Raw genomic sequence first — 21,405 nt, forward strand, 5'->3', positions numbered from 1 at the left:
CTCTTGCCAAATTTTTCAGTAGATTTTTTGAGGCACTCTGGTTTGCCTTTGGGTAGCATCTCTTTCCAAAAGTATTCCGGAACAGAAAAATTAAAGAACAATTATTCCGACTTTCTCACTCTTGCCAAATTTTTCAGTAGATTTTTTTTGAGGCACTCTGGTTTGCCTTTGGGTAGCATCTCTTTCCAAAAGTATTCCGGAACAGAAAAATTAAAGAACAATTATTCCGACTTTCTCACTCTTGCCAAATTTTTCAGTAGATTTTTTTTGAGGCACTCTGGTTTGCCTTTGGGTAGCATCTCTTTCCAAAAGTATTCCGGAACAGAAAAATTAAAGAACAATTATTCCGACTTTCTCACTCTTGCCAAATTTTTCAGTAGATTTTTTTTGAGGCACTCTGGTTTGCCTTTGGGTAGCATCTCTTTCCAAAAGTATTCCGGAACAGAAAAATTAAAGAACAATTATTCCGACTTTCTCACTCTTGCCAAATTTTTCAGTAGATTTTTTTTGAGGCACTCTGGTTTGCCTTTGGGTAGCATCTCTTTCCAAAAGTATTCCGGAACAGAAAAATCTCCCGAACAATTATTCCGACTTTCTCACTCTTGCCAAATTTTTCAGCAGATTTTTTTTGAGATGCTCTGGTTTGCCTTTGGGTAGCATCTCTTTCCAAAAGTATTCGGAACAGAAAAATTAAAGAACAATTATTCCGACTTTCTCACTCTTGCCAAATTTTTCAGTAGATTTTTTTTGAGGCACTCTGGTTTGCCTTTGGGTAGCATCTCTTTCCAAAAGTATTCCGGAACAGAAAAATCTCCCGAACAATTATTCCGACTTTCTCACTCTTGCCAAATTTTTCAGCAGATTTTTTTTGAGGCACTCTGGTTTGCCTTTGGGTAGCATCTCTTTCCAAAAGTATTCCGGAACAGAAAAATCTCCCGAACAATTATTCCGACTTTCTCACTCTTGCCAAATTTTTCAGTAGATTTTTTTTGAGATGCTCTGGTTTACCTTTGGGTAGCATCTCTTTCCAAAAGTATTCCGGAACAGAAAAATTAAAGAACAATTATTCCGACTTTCTCACTCTTGCCAAATTTTTCAGTAGATTTTTTTTGAGATGCTCTGGTTTACCTTTGGGTAGCATCTCTTTCCAAAAGTATTCCGGAACAGAAAAATTAAAGAACAATTATTCCGACTTTCTCACTCTTGCCAAATTTTTCAGTAGATTTTTTTTGAGATGCTCTGGTTTACCTTTGGGTAGCATCTCTTTCCAAAAGTATTCCGGAACAGAAAAATTAAAGAACAATTATTCCTACTTTCTCACTCTTGCCAAATTTTTCAGTAGATTTTTTTTGAGATGCTCTGGTTTACCTTTGGGTAGCATCTCTTTCCAAAGTATTCGGAACAGAAAAATTAAAGAACAATTATTCCTACTTTCTCTGTCTTCCCACCCTCCCCACACTTCCCACCCTCCCCACATTTTGCTTTTTTCAGCAAACTCTAAATATTCTCTGCCAACTCAAATCCTCATTACAAAAATGACTTCTGACTTCTGACTTCATTACCCTCCATCTCAATAAATTTTTCCCAGACTTACCAATAATTTCACTATCTATTCCTAACGCCTTCCGAGGTGCAATAGTCGCCAAATAAATTCCCGTTTCAATATCACAAATTCCCCACTTCACCAAATTATTAACCCCAACTAATAAAGGTAAAGTTGTTCCAGATAAAGTTCCATCTTTTAATCTTGCCGTACCATTTTTAACTTCTATTTCTCTAGTATCCCAAGGATAAATTCCATCAGGTAATCCCAAGGGTGCTAAAGCATCACTAACTAAAAATATTCCCTGCTGATATTGACTCGCTTTCAACAAAATTTCTATCATTGTTGAACAGACGTGCTGACCATCAGCAATTAAACCACACATAACATCCGAATTTGTAATTGCTGCTCCTAATAAACCAGGTTTTCGATGATGTAAACTCGGCATCGCATTAAAAGCATGAGTCACCATTGAAGCTCCCAATTGAAAAGCTTTTTCTGCTTGATTTGCTGTGGCTTGAGAATGCCCTAAACTAACCGTAATTCCTAGATTTTTTAAATAGGGAATGACTTTTTCTGTAGAGTCTAATTCTGGAGCCAAAGTAATGATTTTAACTATCTCAGCATACTCTCCCAAAACTTCTTTGACATTTTTGAGCGTTAATGGTAGTAAATATTCCAATGGATGAGCCCCTCGCTTTTCTGGATTGAGAAAAGGACCTTCTAAATGAACGCCCCAAATTTTTGCCATTTCTGGGTCTTGAGGTTGTGAGGCCAAATTGTGGAAGACTTGGAGCGATCGCTGAATATTATCTATAGAAGTTGTGACAATAGTGGGTAAAAAAGCATCTATTCCTTGCTGCCATAAATACTGACAAATTTCCTGTATTTTAGTAGTAGAATTTGCATCTACTTCGGGAAAAGCTAAACCCAAAGCACCATTAATTTGTAAATCAAACCCACCAAGAGAAACCCAATCTTGTTGAACATCAATAGTGGTAGATGAGGTAGGCAAAAGTTCCTCTGTTTGAGAGATAATTTCTTGAATATTGCCAGTAGAGTCGAGGGAAATTTGTTGTAGGTCTTGATAACCAGGGACTTTAGCGTTAATAATTTTAGTAGTTAAATTCACGGGCTTAAATTTTATTGAAGAAGGTGGTAGTTGTTCAACAATTAATAATTAATAATTAATAATTAATAATTACCTCTCCTTGGAAACGGATAGGATTGACGAACAGGAAAATTTTTTCTTGTTTCTCTTTTAAAGGAGAGGTTTTATACCAATTTGAAAAAATAATTCTATATTTAAGTGACATTTCAATTATTAAGTAATTAACACAGACTGAATAATTTTTTGATAATTATTAGCCAGTTATTGTTAATTAGGGTTTGCTGAATAAAGCTAAAAGTCAGCATAGCTAAAGCTATTGAGCTTTTTATATTCAGTTTACCTCCAAGTTTATGACTCTTATTTGCCTCAAAATACTGAAATTTTCTGCTGAAATTCAAGAAAATTTCTTCGTATAAAATGGCCGAAACCGTTGCCTGTTCCTCCACAAATCGACCTGTCTCCGCGTCTCCGCGTCTGGTGCGTCCCCGTGTCCTACCCCCACCAACCAATTTTTTCAGCAGACCCTAATTATTCTTATTTTTATCTCTCCCCTACTCCCTCACTCCCCTACTCCCCGCAATGCGAAAATGTAGCAAATATTTATCAAACTGGTATTAAACCTTAATTATTTGGTAGGTGAATAAAAATTAGAGTTAGGAAAATATGAGAATCGGTGTTAAACTAAGTGGCAATTTAATAAGATATTTTTGATGAAAAGAAGTGTATAAAAATGCAGATAAATCAACTTAAATTTTGTACTTTAAGCGCTCTACTTTTAAGTTTTACATTTGCCCAAAAAAGTCATGCTGCAACTTTATTTCAAGTGGAGCAGGTATCACAATGGTTCACTGGCTTATTTGATAATACTAAACAGGTTGCTGATAATCCTATGATTCCTCAGGTTACAATGTCAAATTGTCCGGTTAAACTTATTGGTAGTGACCTGATGGAAAATACAGAAACTGTTTATTTAGAGCAAACAACAGGAGGGTTTCCTTTTCGGGTGCGCTTGTATTCTTTTTTTAGTAATAATGACTCTCAAGTTACTATTAGTATTAGTCGTTTCCTCAACGAAACTTCTTTATTTGGTTTATGCGATCGCCCTGAATATGAACAATTTATTAATGCTACAAATTTAGATAGTTTTAACTGTGAAGTAAACCTTTCTTTTGTTTCTAATACCTATGTAGGGACTAACGAACCAGAAGGTTGTTCGACGACTTTTCCTGGGGGTAAAGTTGTTTCTGATATTGTGATTAAGCCTAATAGTATTGACTCTTTAGACCGTATTTTTGATGGTAATGGTAATCTGTTATTTGGCACATCTATAACCTTTAATCGCATTGAAGCAGTTCCTGAACCTTCGATATTATTCGGATTATTTATATTAAGTGGTTTAGGGATAATAACAGCATCCAAAAATGATTAAAAAAATCTGGTTTCTGGGAATTTAGTGACGTATCCTAATCTATGAAGTAAACACAATAATAATTGGTAGTCCTGCATAGTAATGGTAGGTAGAGATAAAGAACACTTAGAACGGGAGCAAGATGCTCCCACTGGCTATACTGTGACAAAAATAAAAATAAAAATAAAATATTAGATGTAAATACCATTACAATGCACCACTACCTAATAATTAATGCGCTCCTAGTGCAGGATGGCGGAAATAACTGACCAGTCACAAAATCCTAAAACAATTACAAATCAAAAATGATTGACTTTTAAATGCATAACTTTTAACTTCCGGGTAGCGACACTAGGATGCTAATTAGACATCTCCAATAATAAAAAATCAAATCAATTATCGGACATAAATTATCAATTATTTCCCCCCTACTGACTCTTTTCTGAAGATGTCTATTATCAAAAAAGTGATAAGGCTAGTGTTAATTACTTAATAATTGAAGTGCTACCTAAGTTAAGTATTAATCCATGGTAATTAGTATGATGCAATAATTAAGGCTTAGGATGATAGAAAACTTAATGGTTGTTCTGCTCACTAACGTGTGAAGATATACATTTTTGAATTTTTCCCCTACTCCCCTACTGCCCTACTGCCCTACTGCCCTACTGCCCTACTGCCCTACTCCCCTACTCCCCTACTGCCCTACTGCCCATCTCCCCACTCCCCACTCCCCACTCCCCACTCCCCCTACTCCCCTACTCCCCTACTCCCTACCTTCGCTATACAATACCGATGCTACAGAACATAATATGAAATATGAACCCAATCATCGGAATTATTATGGGCAGTGACTCAGACTTGCCCACAATGAAAGAAGCGATCGCTATCTGTGAAGAATTTGAAGTCCCCTTAGAAGTCGCCATTGTCTCAGCCCACCGCACGCCCCAGAGAATGTTTGAATATGCCCAAACTGCCCATCAAAGAGGATTAAAAGTCATAATTGCCGGAGCGGGTGGTGCAGCACATTTACCAGGGATGGTCGCATCTTTAACGCCACTACCAGTAATTGGTGTCCCCGTACAAACCCGAACATTACAAGGTATTGACTCCTTATACTCTATAGTGCAAATGCCAGGAGGAATACCAGTAGCCACAGTAGCGATCGGCAATGCCAAAAATGCTGGTTTATTAGCCATTCAGATATTAGCATCCCACCAACCAGAATTATTAGAACGAGTCCAAAAATATCGTCAGACCCTAGCTGAATCAGTCATGGACAAACAAAATAGATTAGAGGAAATGGGATATCAGGAATATTTAACACAAATTTAATTAAATTGCAAACATTTTAGAACAAAAATCTGACAAATAATTGGTATTCTTACAGGCAGAGACTTTAGTGAAAAGACTCAAACAACTATTGCTACTAAATTAAATAAAAGTAGCAAGAGACACAGAAAATCTATACAAGAATTGGTGCGCTATTTTCAATTGTAAACTATTAATTAGTTCTCACAATGACATCTAAAGTAAAGTTCAAGAACAATAGAACAAAAAAGAAACAGTTATTATCGGCAAGATATAGCAGTTTCTTAGAACCGACAGCACTAATAAACAGGTTACATCGGACAAGATGGTTTTCCCCTGCGACATTAGCCTGTATACCTCTAGTATTCATAATTATTGCCTTATGGGCAGGAGCTGCCACAGCTCAAGACCAAGAATTAACCCCAGAGTATGTCAAAGGGGTATTAGACTCAATATGGATTTTAGTAGCTTCAATATTTGTGATTTTTATGAATGCTGGTTTCGGAATGTTAGAAACTGGCTTTTGTCGTCATAAAAATGCAGTTAATATTTTGGCAAAAAACCTAATTGTATTTGCCATAGCTACATTAGTTTATTGGTCTATAGGATTTTCCATAATGTTTGCCGGGGACCATCCCTTCATTGGTGGAGGTGGTTTTTTCCTAACTGGGGAAGCTACTAGCTACGGACTAGACCCATTTCCTTCAGGTTTACCATTGCCTGTATTTTTCTATTCCAAGCAGCTTTTGCCGCTACTGCAGCCACCATTGTTTCTGGCGCTGTAGCTGAAAGGATTGAATTTAGTGCCTTTTTATTCTTTAGCTTGTTAATCACAGGTATTTCATACCCCATTACCGGACATTGGATCTGGGGTGGTGGTTGGCTAGCTGAAATGGGCTTCGGTGACTTTGCAGGCTCAACAGCAGTCCACTCAGTTGGTGGCTGGGCAGCACTGGTCGGAGCATATATTTTAGGGCCAAGGATGGGCAAGTATGATGAGGATGGTCAACCGAGAGCTATTCCTGGTCATAATATGGGTTTTGCTACCTTGGGCTGTTTAATTCTGTGGATCGGCTGGTTTGGCTTTAACCCAGGTTCAGAACTAGCAGCAAACGAAAATGTGGCTTATATCGCCGTAACCACAAATTTAGCAGCCGCAGCAGGGGGAGCTACTGCAACTATTACATCTTGGCTCAAAGATAGTAAGCCAGACCTTTCAATGATTATTAACGGTGTTTTAGCTGGACTGGTAGGTATTACAGCAGGTTGTAATGGCGTATCTTATTTAGAGTCAGTAATTATCGGTGGTGTTGCTGGCATCATTGTTGTATTTTCTGTACCTTTATTTGACAAGTTGAAAGTTGATGACCCAGTAGGTGCCACATCAGTTCACTTAGTCTGTGGAATATGGGGGACTCTAGCTGTTGGTATTTTTGTTGAAGGCGCTAATATCTTGACTCAGGCCATAGGTGTTATCTCAGTAGGATTATTTACAGTGATTATGAGTACTATCTTCTGGCTGGCTTTGAAAGCTACTATGGGAATTCGCGTCCATGCAGAACAAGAATTTGAAGGCTTGGATATTGCCGAACATGGTATGGAAGCTTATACAGGGTTTATGAAAGAACCTGATGCTCTTGGTACTACTGGTATGGCAAATAGAATGGATATTGATCGAGGTCTGCAAAAACACTAATGGGAAAATTCTAGGTAAAATGGCCATAGCCATAAATCAGTTACTTCAGTATCGGAGACTAATTTAACTTCCCTGGCGGGAAGTCCCGCGCTCTCCTGAAGGGGAGCGTCGAGATGAATGCCAGGGCTAAGAGTCGGAGACCTCCACACATAAAACCTTCCTATACCCTTGACAACCTAGCAGGTATGCATGTTATTATCAAGGTCAACACAGGGGGAGGGCATCACCTCTGTCAAAACAGCGGTCGTTTTTTTCATGACTGAAGAGTCCTGCGTTGTAGCTTAAGTGCAACTTCGGGAGTATGTCAATTCAGCTACGGTGTTTACTTTATCTAAAAATGTTCCAACTTGGGCTTGGTTTTCCTTAGCTGCTAACGGGCTACTGTTCTTAACAGTGGCCATTCTAGTAATGAGTGACTATAAATTGTCAGAAGAGCCTCAAGCAAATGCTACAACAAACTATGTTACTGATAGGATTAGAACTAATAAACCAAGTCCACTATTTGGAGAACCCAGGAAAGAGCTTCTGGCTATTGGTAGAACCCATAAATGGACTTATGAACAATGGGTAGAACAGTTACAGCGAGAGGCGATCGCTGCTGCTAAAAATCGTCCCCATCGTCTAACTGTTATGGTGGGAGACTCTTTGAGCCTTTGGTTTCCCTCACAACTTCTCCCTAGAGATAGAACCTGGTTAAATCAAGGAATTTCTGGAGAAACTTCGTCTGGCCTATTGAAGCGACTTTATTTATTTGATAGTACCAGGCCAGAAACAATTTTTGTGATGATTGGTATTAATGATTTAATTCATGGAGAGAGCGATCAGGTCGTTTTAGCAAATCAAAAAAAAATTATTAACCAATTACGCTCCATTCATCCTGGCAGTCAAATAGTTATCCAATCTATTTTACCCCACAGTGGAGAGGCAGCTATCTGGGAAGGTCGTGATTATCTGTTACAATTACCTAATAGTCGCATCAGAAGAATAAATCGTAGCTTAAAAGCTTTAGCTGATGCTGAGGGAGCATTTTTTTTAAATCTTCACCCATTATTTACAGATTCTCAAGGTTTTCTCCGAGGGGACCTTAGTACTGATGGTCTCCATCTAAATGAGAATGGTTATCAAATTTGGAGTACGGCGATTCAAATGTATAGCAAAATGAGACTAGAAGAACCGCAGTAGGGGAGTAGGGGAGTGGGGGAGTGAGGGAGTAGGGGAGTGAGGGAGTAGGGAGTAGGGGAGTGAGGGAGTGGGGGAGTAGGGGAGAAGTAAAGATAACAATAATTAAGGCTAACTAGGGCGCTAATTATCAAAAATTCTATAAAAGCTATTGATTCTAACCCCTATAGGACTTACACAAATTGACTTTTAAATCACCATCTGTAGGGGCGAATGGTATTCGTCCTCCCCTTAACGAAGTCAGAAGTCAGAACTCAGAAGCGGTGCGACCCCGCGACGACGCCAGCTCGCTTGCGGAACGCGCACTCCTGTGAGTCAGAAGTTATTTTTGTAACGGGGATTTGAGTTCCGCTCCAAAAATATTGCGCCTTAAAAGGCAGGGTTGCGCGACCCATATTATTTTGATAAGTAGAGTCTCTGCGTAAGTCCCGAAGATGAAAAAGATGGCATATTCCTCAAGAGTCATCTTAAGATAATTTAAGCTATTAGCCAAGGATTAAAATCCTTGGTGAGCTATAAAATAAAAGAAATTTAATCATAAGGTTGAACATAATCTATGGATACAAAAGCTTTTACCAGGGCGCTAAAAAAATCTGAGAATTATAACCGCAAAGGGTTTGGTCATGCTGAAGAAGTCGCCACAGTTATGCAGTCTGTTTATCAAAGTAACTTAATTCAACAAATTAAAGATAACGATTATACCCTGCAAAAAGGGGATGTTACTATCAAACTCGCAAAAGCTTTTGGTTTTTGTTGGGGTGTTGAAAGGTCAGTAGCTATAGCTTATGAAACTCGTCAACATTTTCCTAACCAACAAATTTGGATTACTTATGAACTAATTCATAATCCTTCTGTTAATCAAGATATGAGGGATATGAAAGTTAAATTTATTCCTGTAATTGATGGTAAAAAGATTTTTCTGTAGTGGGAGATAATGATGTTGTAATATTACCTGCTTTTGGTGCAAGTATTCAGGAAATGCAGATATTAAAGGAAAAAAATTGCCAAATTGTTGATACTACTTGCCCTTGGGTTTCTAAAGTTTGGAATAGCGTAGAAAAACAGAAAAAGAAAAATTTACTTCTATTATTCACGGTAAATATAATCACGCAGAAACTATAGCTACTAGCTCTTTTGCTGATAAATATTTGATAGTTCTGAATAAATCACAAGCAGAATATGTCTGCGATTATATTCTCAATGGTGGCAACCGTGATGAGTTTATGGATAAGTTTAAACTAGCTCATTCTGAAGGTTTCGATCCGGATTTAGATTTAGAACAAATTGGTATTGCTAATCAGACTACTATGCTGAAGAGTGAAACTGAAGAAATAGGAAAGTTGCTGGAACGAACAATGATGAAAAAGTACGGACCGGATAAATTAAATGAGCATTATCAAAATTTTAATACTATCTGCGACGCGACTCAAGAACGGCAAGATGCAATGACGAGTTTATTCGATGAAAAGTTAGATTTAATGGTAGTAATAGGAGGTTTTAATTCTTCTAATACGACTCATTTACAGGAAATGGCAATAGAAAATGGCATTCCTTCCTATCATATTGATGATGCTAAAAGAATTTTATCTGGGAATATAATTGAACATAAACCTTTAGGAAATGAGGTAAAAATATCCGAAGGTTGGTTGCCTGAAGGTCAGATAGTTGTAGGTGTGACTTCTGGCGCTTCAACTCCAGATAAAGCTGTTGAAGAGATTATTAATAAAATTTTGGAGATGAAGTTAGTTACTGTGAATTAAATATTAGTCTGTTTTAATTGAGAAAATTTAGTGGTGATTCTTAATTTGATAGTTTCACCACTACTAGAAAAAAAGGCGTTGCTGATTCTGGGTATGATGCAGAGCTACCCGAGCAAGCCAATTTTGGGGGGAAGAAACTCTGAAAGTCCCCCTTTTTATCCCCCTCCCGTCCCCCGCAGGATCGGGGGAAGCCAGAAGATGCTGCACTTTTTGTTGAATGGGGGATGCGCGGGGGCGAAGGCGAGAACCAAACAATCGCGCATTCATACTTCCATTCAGCAACGCCGAAAAAAATTAGGGGTTGCTGAATTGAGCTGCGGAAAAAATCTCTCCAAAAAAGCCCAACTGTCTCGCCCATTTGCTGCACTGAACTTTAGACAAAAGAGAAGGCGTTTGCCACTCGCCAAATTTGCATCGCCTTCTCCTTGCAAAAAAACAGAGATAGGATTACTTCTTCGTAATTCCCTGAATACTAGAATAGGGTTGAATCTTAGAGATGAACATTGTACCAACATCTCCGTAACATTCAGAGTTAGGCTTGTTAAAGCTATAGACCATACTAATAGCATTGCGATACCTATTTATAACTCCCCTGTTTTTAGCGAAAGAATCTTCTGGGTTTTCTATAGGAGCTAATTTAAACCTGATAAAGTTGTTGTATTTACCTGACAATTTACCTTTGAAAACTCGATCCGGGAAACACTTTGTGTTACCTATCACCGAGATGCCGTACACATCCTTTCCTTCATTTTTGATGTCCATTTCTACTACACCATTGTAATTAGGTGCATTTAGGCTAGTCCATGTTCCCATCCAGTAACCACTAAGATCTCCTTCGGTCTCAGCAGCTCTCGCGGGAGAGGAAATTAACAATATTGAAACAAGAAAAATAATTATTGCGCGTATCATTTTTGACTCCTTGAGGAATGTTTAAGTTGACTAGGCTTTAACTCAGCCATCTTTTCACTTGAGGGCGAGTTAATGTAGGTTAGATTGAGTGAGGTCTAACTTAGAATTGTCTTGCACCTTCTAAAAATCTAGACAATCCTAGACACGCTCTTCATCGGTGATGTTAAGGGATTTTCCGACTCACCTGTCCATAAGTCTACTGGCACGGGAAGGTTAATGTTCCGCTCAAGCACATTGAGTTTAGGATTCCCTCGGGGTTTTCATCTCTGATGAAAAGTCGAGTGCAAAACACTCAATAATAGTTGCTAAAATCCTCTGGTCTTAGCAGACGTATGTGATAATAACACAAATTAAAGGCGTAAAAACATAGACATTTTGTAGATATAAGTCTTGGATAGTCTATGTTTTTAAGTTCTAGCAAGCAACAGTACAATATTCTGTTCTGTATGGCGTTACAATTACCACAAATTACCGATAAATGTCAATTCCTTCGTACTTTCCATCTGAATCTGCTCCTTATACTTCAGAATTTCCGGTGGTTAAATTATTAAACTATTGGATAATTAATAATTAATAATTAATAATTAATAATTAAAGATATTTTTCATTATCCATTATCAATTAATAAGTATCGGTTGAAAAATACAGAAGTCGTAAATTTAGCTGTATTGGGAGATGACAAGAAAAAATGGCGACCTAGAAAATATAGTTATAGTCGTTGGGGTTGTCAATTAAAATTGAGATTTCCTATAGTTAAATTGTAAGCATTCAGCCGTCAGCCATCAGCTAGCCTCCTCCGGAGGAACTGCGGACTTCAGCTATTACTTTTAGTTTAGGATAAAAGCAATATTTAATTGTCTTACTACAAAAGTTGCTTCCCTTCCTTGCCCTTAAAGTCAGTTGTTAATTTAAACACTGTCCTTAACAAGAGAATCTTGTTGCTGATAGCTGACTGCTAATAGCTGAATGCTTACAAAATCCTCTCGTTAGATTGGAAATTGACATCCTCCCCGGCCTAAAGGCACGGGGATTCCTACCGAGCCGTAACTCCTCGGTGGGTTGACGTTTTGCTTCGCATAGCTGTCGCTAACAATGGCTGCTGCTACCTTGGCGGTAGTCTTACACTTGCCTCCACGTCCGTTTAGTGTCTCGGACTGCCCGCCCGCGACTAATATATTTATTGCTGCATTCTCGTCTCTATCATGTTTTGCACCACAGTTGAGACACTCCCATTCTCGCACCTGAAGGTCTAGCTTCCCACCTTTAAAGCCACAATTTGAGCAAATTTGAGATGTAGGCTCCCAACGACTAATTACTCTAAAATCGCGACCATATTTTTCTGCTTTTCCTTCTAAGAAGTGTCCGGAATTGTCTCCAACCTAAATCGGATATTGCCCTGGATAATTTACGATTCTTAACCATCCCAGAAACGTTGTTATACTTCTAAAACAATTGTTTGGTTTTCACGAATTATTTCAGTAGATAATTTATGTAGAAAATCTGTTCTTGTATCTTTCAGTTTGGCATGGAATTTAGCTACTCTAATCCTTGCTTTTTCATACCTTTTAGAGCCTTTAGTTTTATGAGATAATGACAAACTTAACCTTTCTTAACTTCTTAATTCGTTTCTTGAGTGGTTTAGGAGCATCAACCTTTGTACCGTCACTAAATGTAGCAAAGGTTTTAATACCTAAATCTATACCTACTGAATTATCAGTTTTAGGTAAGATTTCTGGTTGTATTTCTACTACAAAACTCAAGAAATATCTATGTAGGGGCGAACGGCCGTTCGCCCTACGTCTTTGATTACTGTTACTGATGATGGAGCAGTAGGTAACTCTCTTGACAAAACAATTTTCAGCTTTCCAATTTTTGCTAAATAAACTTTATGTTGACCAACTTTAAACCCTCACGAGTGTAAACCTAGCAGTTTGCTTTGACTTTCTACTCTTAAATTTAGGAGGTTTAACAGGTTTACCTTTTCTCTGACCTTTAGTTGATTTGAAAAAGTTTTGATAAGCCTGGTTTAAATCATTTAAAGATTGCTGCAATGGTATAGCAGAAACCTCTGATAACCATTCTCTATTTTCAGTCTTTTTAGCTTGAGTAATAAACTGTTTTTGTAGTTCTGAGATAAGTAGGTTTCTTTTCTCCTGATTTATACTTTTCTTGGCAGCAAGCTAGACTATCATTCCAAACCACACGGACACAACCAAATAGCTTGGCTAATTGATATTTTTGTCCCGGTGTTGGATAGATACGATACTTAAATCTAGCTTTCATAATTTGACTCTTAAACTAACAACATGATAACATATTTATTGAAATAAAATCAACTAAAAAAGTCGCCCGCTTATGGGCGAGGCTTTAAACCCAATTTTTCGGTAAATTAACTTTGGTGCGGTTACTATATGAGAGGGGTTATAGTAGAGAAATGGTGATTCAGTTGTTCAGATTAATAGACTGGATGATGATTTTGCCAGAGGAATTGAAAAGACAATTTCAAACAGAAGTATATAATTATGAGGAGGAAAAAAGATACCTTATATTACCAGTATAGAGGAGATTGGTCTGGAAAAAGGGAAACTAGAATCTACAAGAGAATCAATCATCACAGTGTTAGAAACTAGGTTTGAAAATGTACCTACAAATATTGTGGATACTGTTAATCAAATTGATAATATTGAATCGCTCAAACAGTTAACTAAAACTGCTGTATTAATTGATTCTCTGGAAAGTTTTGCCGATCTCTTGTCTCAGAAATAGCGATCGCCCACCCGTCCGTTGCACAGACTTTTTAGACCGGGTTCTCTGACAATCTACGCCAGTGTAGCCAGATTGGATTTGACAGCCACATTAGTAGCATCCAGATTAGGTTGATCAGTTACAGATACCTGGAAATTTAGGGAAACACTAGGCTGAAATACTAGGCAATGGGTAGATCCTCCGAAATGGAACATACCCAACTGATCGCCCCGTTTAACATTATCCCCTACGCGTACCGTAATTTCGCAGCTGGATACTTCGGCCATACCTACCGCAACAAAGGCCATTAGGCCAATACCCCGCTCACAAGCATCAATGAAGATTACAGCCCGAGTAGCTACTGAGGTAATAAAGGGCTGTGAAGCATTAGGAGCTGATGGATCTGGTTCGGAACTGTATACTCCCTCGTACCTGTTCTCCAAGTAGTAAGATCCATTAACGACAAAGGCCTTTACAATTACCCCATCCACGGGGCTGTGCCAGCGATGATAGCTAAGTGCACTTAGAAATGCCTGATAAACCAAACCTCCAGCAAACTGAGTTGCCAAAGGGTCAAAATTGAGCATATTTTCCAGGGAGTAGGGCTGACCCTTGAGCCAAAACAGATCTGACAATTGGACATTGCTCTTGTACTGCAATGGGGCAGATTCACAGGCATTAACTACCGAGGCAGAACCCACGGGGCGTAATCCAGGCTTAAACTCACGTATAAAGAATTGGTCCCAGGAATTAAAGCCTAGATAATAAGGATCTTGAGGATCTGGTACTTGGAAAATTTCCTCGAATTTCTTATTTAAGCAAGCAGAGCTGTCTTGACTGGGTTGACATGCTACAGCTACCATCTGCTCTTTGGCTGACTTGCTCAACCAGGCAATAGAGGGAGGATCTGCATCGGGCTCGCCATGAGCCAAGACATAGCGCGATTTCTCAGTAGTCAGAAATTGCCCCCAATATTTGAGTACTTTCTGAAATTGACGGTTAAACAGATCGGAAGAAAACGTGGAGTAGCCTGAAGTAGTGCCCATAGGCCAGTCTAGTAAGGCATTAATAGGAAAACCCACCAACCCTTGTGCCTTTCCATCATTATCTACAATAAATTCTGGGGATGTAGTCATAATATTGTTGAGCAGACCCAGAAACTGTGGCCAACTGGTCACAGCTGGAGCTCCAGTAGGGTTATCCGGATCGTATATGTAGGCTTCGGTAAACATGGCTTGGGTAGTGAGCTGTAGACTAGGCGTATTGGCTACCAAATTTTGCAACTCCTGGATAGGAGGGACATAATCAGATGGATCGGCCACAGGTTTAGACAAAAACTTAGTTACCCACTTACGAAGTAATTCCGGCTTGGATGGTAGCCAGCCACCCAAGCGTTGTTTGTTTACTCTCACCATAGATTTTAGGTTCCTAATCAAAAAATGGAAATAATTAAATTATATACCTGGATATCTGCTATTCTGGCTCAGAATAATTAATAATTGAGAATTTAAAAATTAATTAATTCTACATTCTGCATTCGCGCATTCTGTTAAGCGTGTCTTTCAATTTAGCAATCTTAAATTGGTTGTGACAATTTTTATAATAGTTAATTTGAACTGAAAACCTTTCCCTAAAATCCCCAACTATTGTATACCAATTTATTTGATAAATCCTGAATATACCTTTGATCGCTACTATAGAATTTATTTTATGCTCCTACTCAATACTTGATTCAATCTGGAATATTTAGTGGTGTTGGGGGGTAACAATGAGTTAAACTTGGCTTTGGAAAATAAGGAGTTAAACTTGGTATGTAAGAAGTACGTTAAGATTATCGGGCTGGATCTAATCCAACTAATACTATTAATATTTGCTATCTATATCCAAATCAACGAATAATTCTGCTGGCACTCGCACTATCCTCTCTATAATCCTATAAATTTTGGTAACCCATGGGTACAGAAGTTAACTTAGATAAAATTATAATTGATAGGAATTCCAACTCTAAACTTTCTGGTATTTCTATTATTTCCATCGAAAGAATAGTTAAGTTACAAAAAAATCAGGAAACTTCTTGGGTAAATTATCCTCTAATTAATTTAGATATATTTTCTCCTAGCTCTAATACTGCTTTATTACTAACTAAACTAGATCGATCTAGTTGTGCTAATTTAACTTATTTTCAAGAATATTATCGGGGAAAAAGTTTTTCAATCTAAGCTGAGGTCAAAGAATTAATTCCCAGGTTAAGAGCTAGAAAATTCTGGGAATGATCAATTTGAAGATGAATATATGAAAAAATTTATAGGATATTGTCTGATAAAAGTTTATTCTCCTGCACAACCCCATCTTCAAGATAAACTACTCTATCAGCAGAACTTATTATTCTAGGATCGTGAGTGACCATTAACACTGTACAACCACCTTCTTTTGCAAGACGACGCAGTAACTCAATAACTGTATGACCACTGTGAGAATCTAACGCTGCTGTTGGTTCATCAGCCATAATTACTCTAGGACTTCCACATAGGGCACGGGCGATCGCCACCCTTTGTTTTTGGCCACCAGATAAATCTCTTGGGTGTAGCTTGGCCTGGGGCGCTAACCCTACTTGCTCTAAAAGTACCTGAGCTTCATGTTTTGCTGCCTTACCTTTGATACCCTTCATATTCAGAGCCACTTCTATATTTTCTCTCGCCGTCAATGCAGGGAACAAGTTAAACCCCTGAAATATAAAGCCGATATTCTTAAGTCTAAATTTGGCCAGTTGGCTTCTGGACATTTTAGTGATTTCTTGTCCCAGGATACATACTCTACCAGATGTAGGTGTTAATAATCCTGCTAAGATTGACAGTAAAGTAGTTTTACCAGAACCAGATGGTCCCATCAATAGCTGGACATCACCTTTGTTTACTGTCAAGTCAATATTCTTTAGTACCTGGTATGACTGTTTTCCAGATTGGTAGGTCATTGTCAACCCACAAGCCATAATTGCTGATGTGTTCAATTTAGCAATATCTCTATAAGTGGAGACATCAGAGCTTTTAGTTTTGGTTGCGGCAGCCATGTACATATTGAAAGTGGTCATAGTGTGACTTTATAGTAAGCTAGAGTGTTTCCGGGGTAGAGGAATATACCTCTGGTAATTTTTGCTTATGCAAGCATTATTATACGAATGTCTTTGGTTACCTAATTTTTGGCTTTGGACATAATCATCATTGAATCTCTTTGACACTCTCACAGTTAAATCTCGCGATTATAACGGGAGATTCTTGCGAGTGCTGGCGCAAAGCTACGCTAAAACAGATTCTCGGGCTAGATAACAAATCAAATAAACTGAGTTGCACCCCCGCTACTACCATCTCCAGAAGCTTTCTTGCTCCGTCTTGACGCTAAGGAACCCTCAGCAGAGGCGGTGCGCTTTTATTCAACCGTGTACCCCACGACTATTTATATGATTATAACGCCAAAAATGCGCGCGGGTATTACTCAATTATTTTTCTGGTTGAAATTCGCATTGGGGCGCTCGAGCGTGGGTTTCCCGCGCAGTTTATATGCCCCGTATCACTGTTAAATAAGTGCGATTATAACGGGAGTCCTCTTCAACATTATTTATGGTAGGAAAATTTAAGTTACATCTGAGTGAGTTATTTCAATATTATGGCCTTTCACCTGAAGAGAAACTTTATTATATAGTTTCATCAATCAAATTTTATTTTAGCCTAATCAGCCCTATTATCAGAGATAAAATTGAATAAACAGATACTATTTACTGAGAATTGAATGAGAATCAACTCTTTAAATAGTTAGAAGCTACATATTTGAGTCTTTGAGTATCTTCTTCATTTTTTCCTGATTCAATTTCGGATTGTTCAGTGCTGGGCTTGAAAAATATGAATTATGAATATTGATGGCTCAAGTTCAAGTTATTGGCATAATTTCAGTCTACATCTTTAACTATAATCATAACCCCAGTCTTATGCTTTTGCTTCACAAATTTTTTTTTTCTCTAGGATGTAATTATTAGTACCCAGGTGTGAGTATGGCTCTGTATTTAAACTATTAACTAAATGAAGTGAAGTTATTAGTTTAAATACATAACAGGGAATAAAAGCGATCGCTAAATAAATTGTATTGCTTACGAATTCTGTCTCTTAAAACACAAAATAGTTAAACTTCTTACAAGAGTTTCTGAATAGGTAATGGAAGACCGAAAAGATAAATATTTAGAAAGAAAAAGATTTAATTTTGATTTTTGCCAGAGGTATGTGCTGGATTAATAATTTACTAATTATTGGCTTAACTAACTTCAATGTCATATATTTACGAGCTTATAGTATAAGATTCATTATGGTATAAAACATGGCAGATATTAATTAAAACTTATGCTTTGTTATAAAAATAAAAAATATTTATTCAAGATAGTTATAGAATATTTAAAAATACAAATAATAGTCATAGAATAGTTAATTGAAAAATATCTAAATTGAAAACTTAGAACTTATACTAATTTTATTTACAGCGGTTTTCATGATTAGTAGACCACAGTAGGGACGTTCCATGGAACGTCCCTACAAGGTTTGATGTGTGAAGATGTGGTTCATCGAATGAGCAAAAGCGCTGTAAGGCTACACAGAATTAGGTGTTAGGTGGTAGGTGGTAGGTGGTAGGTCTGATAGTCCTCAGGAGCGTCATGGTATACAGCAAAGAGGAATACCAGGCACGGGAGCAAGATGCTCCCACTGCCGTACCTCCTAACAAACATTGCCGGACAATGCACCACCACTTATGCAACTTCCCTACTACTTGCTTTCAAGAAGAGGTAGCAAAAATGTGTGATATTTGGTTTTAGACCAAGGATGAAAAAAGAATGCTGAACTTAAGTGACACTTCAATTATTAACAGGACTTACGCACAGACACTACATCCAGTGAGGGCGAATGCCATTTGCGTTCCGCAAAGCTCCGAATGGCGCCCCTACATATGGTGTTTTCAAGGTTGATTTGCGTAAGTCCTGATTAAGTAATTAATACAAACTGAATAACTTTTTTGATAATTAGCACTCCAGTTATTGTTAATTAGGGCTTGCGCTCATAAAGCTAAAATTCAGGATAGCTTAGGGTAATGGAGCTTTTTATATTCAGTAATTCTCCTACGTTTATGGCTGTTATTGGCATCAATTTACTGAAATTTTCTGCTGAAATTCAAGAAAATTTATCCACATAAAATGGCCGAAACCTTTGCCTGTTCCCCGATCTCCGCGTCTGGTGCGTCTGGTGCGTCCCCGTGTCCTACTCCCACCAACTAATTTTTTCAGCAGACCCTAATTAGGGCTTGCGCTCATAAATCTCAAAGCATTTACAGGTAAATGTTTTAGACTTTTAGGTCTAGAAATTGTACCTGGTTTTCAGCTCTTCATGCTCAAAGAAAGAGCGTATTTTGGGCGAGAGTTGGGCAAAAAAATTCTCCCGTACGGACTTATGCAACGTCCCTACCCTACTCCCCTTTTCCCCTCCTGGGAGGGGAGGAGCGAGGGGTGGGTCCCCTACTCCTTAAAAAAGACTAGTGAAGCGCAGACCCTAATTATTCTTATGTACGGGTGTTGTATGCAACGTCCCTACCCACTCCCCTACTCCCCCGCTCAAGAAGATGTAGCAAAAATGCGTGAGATTTGATCGTGACTTATATCATGTTCGGTTGAATACTTATAAATAACTGTTCTGAGGAGTCAGGAGTCAACCCACCCCTAACCCCGACCGTGGAGGGGAGGGGAAGTCAGGAGTCAGGAGGGAAGAAAGGAGGAATGCTTATGAAATATTGGATAATAGTATTGATAATTTCAGTATTTCTTTAGTACTGTCGGTACTGTAAGTCCTTGAATTTTATTATAACTGACCCGTCCGAACATGATATTACGCACGGAGACTAAGTCGAGTGAGGGCGAATGGCATTCGCCCCTACAATAGTTTTCAAGGGAGTTGCATGGGTAAGTCCTGTTGATATTAGAGGGGGAAAGCTTTAAACTCAATTTTTCGGTAAACTGTTGTAATTAACTAATACCATTTCACTTAAAAAATGTCACAAATAGTTGGTAAATGATGAAGTAAAATAATAAGCTTAAATTACTGTATAGTAGAGGTTTTAAGTACTTAAAATATAACTTTTAACTTCTGAATTTTTACTTTTTACTTTAGTGAAACGGTATAATAATATCCAAATCTGTCAATATTTTGCTATGCCGACATTTTTATTAGAAATTGGTACAGAAGAATTACCCGCAACTTTTGTCTCTGAAGCAATATCACAGTGGGAAAAACTTATCCCTACTGCATTGAGTGAGGCATTTTTAACAAATGATGGGGTGAAAATATATGCTACACCCAGACGTTTAGCTGTTGTCATCAACAGTTTACCTACTAAACAACCAGACCGAGAAGAAGAAATTAAAGGTCCTCCGGCAAAGGCAGCTTTTAAAGACGGTAAACCTACAAAAGCAGCAGAAGGCTTTGCTAAAAAACAAGAAATAGAATTAAAAGACCTAGAAATACGCCCGACTGAAAAAGGTGATTTTGTTTTCGTCAATAAAAAAATTCAGGGTAAACAAACAGCAGAAATTCTTATCAAATTAGTACCTGAATGGATTAATAAACTTGAAGGTAAAAGATTTATGCGTTGGGCAGATGGAGATATCAAATTTCCTCGTCCTATTCGGTGGTTAGTAACATTATTAGATGGGGAAATATTGCCGATAAATTTAGAAAATGGCTCTGAGATAATTACTTCTGGTCGTATCTCCTACGGACATAGAGTTTTACATCCTGAATATATTGAAATTGAGCAGGCAAAAGATTATGCAGAAGTCTTGAGAAAGGCTTATATAGAAGTAGATTTTCAACAAAGAAAGAGTCAAGTTGAGCAACAAATACAAACTGTAGCCAAAAAAGTTCAAGGAATCGCAGAAGTTCCGACAGAATTATTAGCAGAAGTTACAAATTTAGTTGAATGGCCGACAGCAGTAGTTGGTAAAATTGACGAAGAATTTTTAATTTTGCCCTCGGAAGTAACAACAACGGTTATGGTGACACATCAACGTTACTTTCCTGTTTTGAAATCCACAAAAACTCCTAAATCTAAAGTTGAATTACTGCCATATTTTATTACTATCTCTAATGGCGACCCGGAAAAGTCAGAGATTATTGCTAAGGGAAACGAACGAGTAATTAGAGCTAGGTTAGCTGACGGGCAATTTTTCTATAAGGCAGATTTAGCTAAACCATTAGAAAGTTATTTACCTGAATTGGAAGCTGTAACATTCCAAGCAAAACTAGGTTCAGTGCGGAAAAAAGTCGAACGTATTGTTAATATAGCTAAGTTAATAGTTGAACAGTTAAAAATCAGTCAAGAAGAAAGCAAAAATATAGAAAGAGCAGCCCTACTTTGCAAAGCTGATTTAGTAACTCAAATGGTTTATGAATTTCCCGAACTCCAGGGAATAATGGGAGAAAAATATGCTCGTGCTTGTGGGGAAGATGAAGCTGTAGCAACAGCAATTTTTGAACATTATTTGCCTAGAGGTGCTGGAGATATTTTACCTGAAAGTATTAGCGGTCAAGTTGTGAGTTTGGCAGATAAACTTGATACTTTGGTAAGTATTTTTGGATTGGGAATGTTACCTACAGGTTCCTCTGACCCCTTTGCTTTACGTCGGGCAGCAAATGCAGTGGTTAATATTACTTGGTCAGCCGA

Annotated in this window: 17 protein-coding genes and 2 pseudogenes; 10 read left to right on the top strand and 9 right to left on the bottom strand. The window is 37.9% G+C overall.

Translation table 11 applies throughout. The features are described from left to right. Nucleotides 1-3: 3 nt before the first annotated feature. Nucleotides 4-657: a hypothetical protein gene (locus tag SAGCYANO_RS26970; RefSeq protein WP_202222898.1), complete on the top strand. Its 654-nt coding sequence runs from the start codon at nt 4-6 to the stop codon at nt 655-657. A 652-nt stretch (nt 658-1,309) separates the two neighbouring features. On the opposite strand, the gene SAGCYANO_RS26975 is transcribed toward SAGCYANO_RS26970, so the two are convergent. Both SAGCYANO_RS26975 and nagA read right to left on the bottom strand, forming a co-directional pair. Continuing rightward, nucleotides 1,310-1,477 carry a hypothetical protein gene (locus SAGCYANO_RS26975; protein ID WP_202222899.1) on the bottom strand — a complete coding sequence of 56 codons (168 nt, stop codon included), beginning with the start codon at nt 1,475-1,477 and terminating at the stop codon, nt 1,310-1,312. A 10-nt stretch (nt 1,478-1,487) separates the two neighbouring features. Next, nucleotides 1,488-2,675 carry an N-acetylglucosamine-6-phosphate deacetylase gene (gene nagA / locus SAGCYANO_RS26980; protein ID WP_202222900.1) on the bottom strand — a complete coding sequence of 396 codons (1,188 nt, stop codon included), beginning with the start codon at nt 2,673-2,675 and terminating at the stop codon, nt 1,488-1,490. 709 nt (nt 2,676-3,384) lie between these two features. Here nagA and SAGCYANO_RS26985 point away from each other — a divergent pair. The 5 genes and pseudogenes from SAGCYANO_RS26985 to SAGCYANO_RS27005 all read left to right on the top strand — a co-directional run bounded on the left by SAGCYANO_RS26985 (nt 3,385) and on the right by SAGCYANO_RS27005 (nt 10,005). Then, complete coding sequence (locus SAGCYANO_RS26985) at nt 3,385-4,083, top strand: chromophore lyase CpcT/CpeT (RefSeq protein WP_202222901.1); 699 nt, start codon at nt 3,385-3,387, stop codon at nt 4,081-4,083. A 795-nt stretch (nt 4,084-4,878) separates the two neighbouring features. Next, nucleotides 4,879-5,394 carry a 5-(carboxyamino)imidazole ribonucleotide mutase gene (purE, locus tag SAGCYANO_RS26990; RefSeq protein WP_202222902.1) on the top strand — a complete coding sequence of 172 codons (516 nt, stop codon included), beginning with the start codon at nt 4,879-4,881 and terminating at the stop codon, nt 5,392-5,394. Nucleotides 5,395-5,579: 185 nt separating this feature from the next. After that, nucleotides 5,580-7,066 (top strand): annotated as a pseudogene (locus SAGCYANO_RS26995) (ammonium transporter). A gap of 285 nt (nt 7,067-7,351) precedes the next feature. After that, nucleotides 7,352-8,248 carry an SGNH/GDSL hydrolase family protein gene (locus SAGCYANO_RS27000; RefSeq protein ID WP_237396733.1) on the top strand — a complete coding sequence of 299 codons (897 nt, stop codon included), beginning with the start codon at nt 7,352-7,354 and terminating at the stop codon, nt 8,246-8,248. Nucleotides 8,249-8,801: 553 nt separating this feature from the next. Then, nucleotides 8,802-10,005, top strand: a pseudogene (locus SAGCYANO_RS27005) (4-hydroxy-3-methylbut-2-enyl diphosphate reductase). A gap of 447 nt (nt 10,006-10,452) precedes the next feature. On the opposite strand, the gene SAGCYANO_RS27010 reads toward SAGCYANO_RS27005, so the two are convergent. From SAGCYANO_RS27010 to SAGCYANO_RS49460, 5 genes are all read right to left on the bottom strand, one after another. Continuing rightward, nucleotides 10,453-10,818, bottom strand: coding sequence for a hypothetical protein (locus tag SAGCYANO_RS27010; protein ID WP_237396734.1), 366 nt, complete (start codon nt 10,816-10,818; stop codon nt 10,453-10,455). 1,082 nt (nt 10,819-11,900) lie between these two features. After that, a complete protein-coding gene (locus SAGCYANO_RS49445; RefSeq protein ID WP_307785975.1) occupies nt 11,901-12,227 on the bottom strand; it encodes a zinc ribbon domain-containing protein in 327 nt (108 codons plus the stop codon). A 122-nt stretch (nt 12,228-12,349) separates the two neighbouring features. Beyond that, complete coding sequence (locus tag SAGCYANO_RS49450) at nt 12,350-12,511, bottom strand: transposase (RefSeq protein ID WP_202222904.1); 162 nt, start codon at nt 12,509-12,511, stop codon at nt 12,350-12,352. Then, nucleotides 12,495-12,674, bottom strand: coding sequence for a transposase (locus SAGCYANO_RS49455; protein WP_202222905.1), 180 nt, complete (start codon nt 12,672-12,674; stop codon nt 12,495-12,497). Before SAGCYANO_RS49455 ends, SAGCYANO_RS49450 begins: the two co-directional genes overlap by 17 nt. 337 nt (nt 12,675-13,011) lie before the next feature. Beyond that, nucleotides 13,012-13,197 (bottom strand): helix-turn-helix domain-containing protein, encoded by a 186-nt coding sequence (locus SAGCYANO_RS49460; protein WP_307785974.1) that lies wholly within the window; start codon nt 13,195-13,197, stop codon nt 13,012-13,014. A gap of 333 nt (nt 13,198-13,530) precedes the next feature. Here SAGCYANO_RS49460 and SAGCYANO_RS27035 point away from each other — a divergent pair, with 333 nt between their 5' ends. Further along, complete coding sequence (locus tag SAGCYANO_RS27035) at nt 13,531-13,680, top strand: hypothetical protein (protein WP_202222906.1); 150 nt, start codon at nt 13,531-13,533, stop codon at nt 13,678-13,680. Between the two features lie 53 nt (nt 13,681-13,733). On the opposite strand, the gene SAGCYANO_RS27040 is transcribed toward SAGCYANO_RS27035, so the two are convergent. Next, on the bottom strand, nt 13,734-15,074 hold the full coding sequence (locus SAGCYANO_RS27040; protein ID WP_202222907.1) for a phosphatidylserine decarboxylase family protein: 1,341 nt from the start codon (nt 15,072-15,074) through the stop codon (nt 13,734-13,736). A gap of 537 nt (nt 15,075-15,611) precedes the next feature. Here SAGCYANO_RS27040 and SAGCYANO_RS27045 point away from each other — a divergent pair. Then, on the top strand, nt 15,612-15,878 hold the full coding sequence (locus SAGCYANO_RS27045) for a hypothetical protein (protein WP_202222908.1): 267 nt from the start codon (nt 15,612-15,614) through the stop codon (nt 15,876-15,878). 83 nt (nt 15,879-15,961) lie between these two features. On the opposite strand, the gene SAGCYANO_RS27050 is transcribed toward SAGCYANO_RS27045, so the two are convergent. Beyond that, complete coding sequence (locus tag SAGCYANO_RS27050; protein ID WP_237396735.1) at nt 15,962-16,648, bottom strand: ABC transporter ATP-binding protein; 687 nt, start codon at nt 16,646-16,648, stop codon at nt 15,962-15,964. Nucleotides 16,649-18,352: 1,704 nt separating this feature from the next. Between SAGCYANO_RS27050 and SAGCYANO_RS27055 the strand changes: the two genes are divergently transcribed. Both SAGCYANO_RS27055 and glyS read left to right on the top strand, forming a co-directional pair. Further along, nucleotides 18,353-18,511: a hypothetical protein gene (locus tag SAGCYANO_RS27055; protein ID WP_202222909.1), complete on the top strand. Its 159-nt coding sequence runs from the start codon at nt 18,353-18,355 to the stop codon at nt 18,509-18,511. Between the two features lie 1,383 nt (nt 18,512-19,894). Then, on the top strand, nt 19,895-21,405 hold a 1,511-nt coding region (gene glyS / locus SAGCYANO_RS27060), incomplete at its 3' end, for a glycine--tRNA ligase subunit beta (protein ID WP_202222910.1).

Source organism: Okeania sp. KiyG1, from assembly GCF_014132355.1.
Taxonomy (GTDB): Bacteria; Cyanobacteriota; Cyanobacteriia; order Cyanobacteriales; family Microcoleaceae; genus Okeania.